This window comes from Telluria sp. RT2P19 (assembly GCF_059685725.1).
The window spans coordinates 1-2,110 of record NZ_JCASIL010000041.1 but is presented as its reverse complement, the minus strand read 5'-3'; the positions used below and the strand labels follow the sequence as shown (position 1 = coordinate 2,110).

2 protein-coding genes are annotated in these 2,110 nt (G+C 50.2%); one reads left to right on the top strand and one right to left on the bottom strand.

What is annotated here, in order from left to right:
• The first annotated feature begins 298 nt into the window (after nt 1–298).
• Entirely contained in the window at nt 299–1,057 is a 759-nt protein-coding gene (locus AC56KW_RS26070) for a hypothetical protein (RefSeq protein WP_497173537.1), read from the top strand.
• An 841-nt stretch (nt 1,058–1,898) separates the two neighbouring features.
• Here AC56KW_RS26070 and AC56KW_RS26065 read toward each other — a convergent pair.
• On the bottom strand, nt 1,899–2,110 hold a 212-nt coding region (locus tag AC56KW_RS26065; protein ID WP_497173536.1), incomplete at its 5' end, for a hypothetical protein.

Genomic DNA, 2,110 nt, shown 5'->3' with positions numbered 1-2,110 from the left:
ATCCGCTGAAAAACCGCCGTCCCGAACAAAAAAAGGGCATCTCAAAATGTCGAGGCGGTCTTGCCGCCAAAAACTGGGGCCGCGCTGAAAATCGTCAATTGATCAGTGCTTCCCTAGCCCTTGGGGACCAGTCTTCAACATCGTGGGCTTTGGCCTCATCTGGTACCTCCTGAACATTTGGGTGGCCGCTGCATTGCTCGTACTAGGTCTCGTCATGATGGCCAGAGAGAAATTTAGCTTTGAGCGCATTGAAGAGTGCGTCAACAACTTAAAGAACGAAATCGCATAAGGCTCAACCATGAAAGCTAAGCTCTACCTTGCCGCCTTCTCCCTCTCCCTTGCGTCCCTAGCTCAAGGAGCGGATGTGCCTAGCGTAACCGCACGGGGGCATACGATCACCGTTGGCGACACCGCAGACAGCGTGTTTGCCGTCCTGAAGGAGAAGGACATGGTGAGCCAAGACATCCAGAAGGTTCCCACTGGCCTGAAGCTGACGAAGCGCTACAAAGTGCAGGGTAAGAGCTTTGCCCTAGCGTTCTCGCGCCCTGCTGCAGAAGGCCCCTACCGCGTTGTGAGTATGGATGCGGACCTGCCACCCGCCCCAAGTAATGCAACCAAGAACCTTCTCACCAGTGCAAAGGCTTTTGAGACTTCGGACTTCTTCGAGAAGAACGCTCCCAAGAAAGATTGCTGGCCCCTGAAGACCGGAGGAATGAACAACTCGTACTCGTTTGATGACACTGAAAACCTTAGCACAAGTATCAATGTGTCAATGACAGAAACCAAGCATGGCACCTCTAATGTATCCGTGATCTGGTATGGAAAATCCACAAGGGTGCCCGCACGGATGACGAAGACGAAGGAGGCATTTTTGACCAACTTGCTGCGTAATGCTGCACCTGGTATTAGCCCTCAACAAGTTATCGCATACATCAAGAAGGTTGGATCTAAGGACTATCCTGACGGTTCAACGGTCATGCCGAGAGCTTCCATTGCGGGAATCCAGATGTACGCCGGCAGCGTCGGAGAGAGTCTAATTGTCGGCATCGAACGATAAAAAGAAAGCCCCAATTGGGACTTTTTGTTAGCTGAAAAATTTGGCTAGTATGTAAACATGCCATACCCACAACAACTGCGTCTGGATTATAGATAGCATGCTTTAAGGTATACGTGTCATGAAAACATCATCCGGGTGCTCCAGTGGATGTAGGATTACGCTCAGCGCGAAAGCGACTATCCTATGCTGGACTTCTTGACGAATTCGCTTGGGCGGTTTCAAAGCGCAGAACTATGATTGCGCTCGGTCCGCCCGACGGGCCAACCCTGGTCAAGGCGTAGAGTGCAGTAAGATAAATATTGGTTTAGATTAGGGATGGCGACAATATGTGGAAGTGCCGAGGCTGTAAAGAGACTATCGACGAGGAGTTCGACGCTTGTTGGCAATGCGGGACTGAACGTGGGAAGACAACTGCGAGTTCACACCACGTCTCACCAGCTGAACCGTTGTTGTCGAATGGACTGCCACGGTCCCAGGTCCTCGCAAATGCAAGTGGATCACGAGAGAGTGAAATTGTCCAGGCGTTGACTCGTCGTTACCGCGATGCATACAGGTCAGCGCACTGGTTGATACAACTAGGTGGATTAATCAAAATTGCCGCAATTGTTTTAGTTGTCGCCATTAGTGTGCTTTCAATGGTAGCTTCAGATTTCTTGTCGTTTTCCAGCCCTGTCGGCGTAATAGTTGGCATTCTTATATTCGCACCCATCTATATCTTAGGGGTTTTGACATCAGGGCAAGGACAAACGAATTTGGCGTCTCTCGACACGGCAGTTAATACATCTCGACATTTGAGCAAGGACGATGTCGCCGCACTTCTCTTTGGCTAAGGAGCAGAAAGCTAAAGCAAGAAAGTACTGTTGTTCGCGCTTCCTTGTTTCACTCTCCATTTTTCACCTTTGAATTGCACTACGATGAGCTCAACAGTCGGCTTTACTAGGGAAGCACTGATCAATTGACGATTTTCAGCGCGGCCCCAGTTTTTGGCGGCAAGACCGCCTCGACATTTTGAGATGCCCTTTTTTTGTTCGGGACGGCGGTTTTTCAGCGGAT

What these genes read in the sequence shown, in the direction of transcription:
- AC56KW_RS26070 (WP_497173537.1), top strand. Translation starts at nt 299, where the DNA reads ATGAAAGCTAAGCTCTACCTTGCCGCCTTCTCCCTCTCCCTTGCGTCC.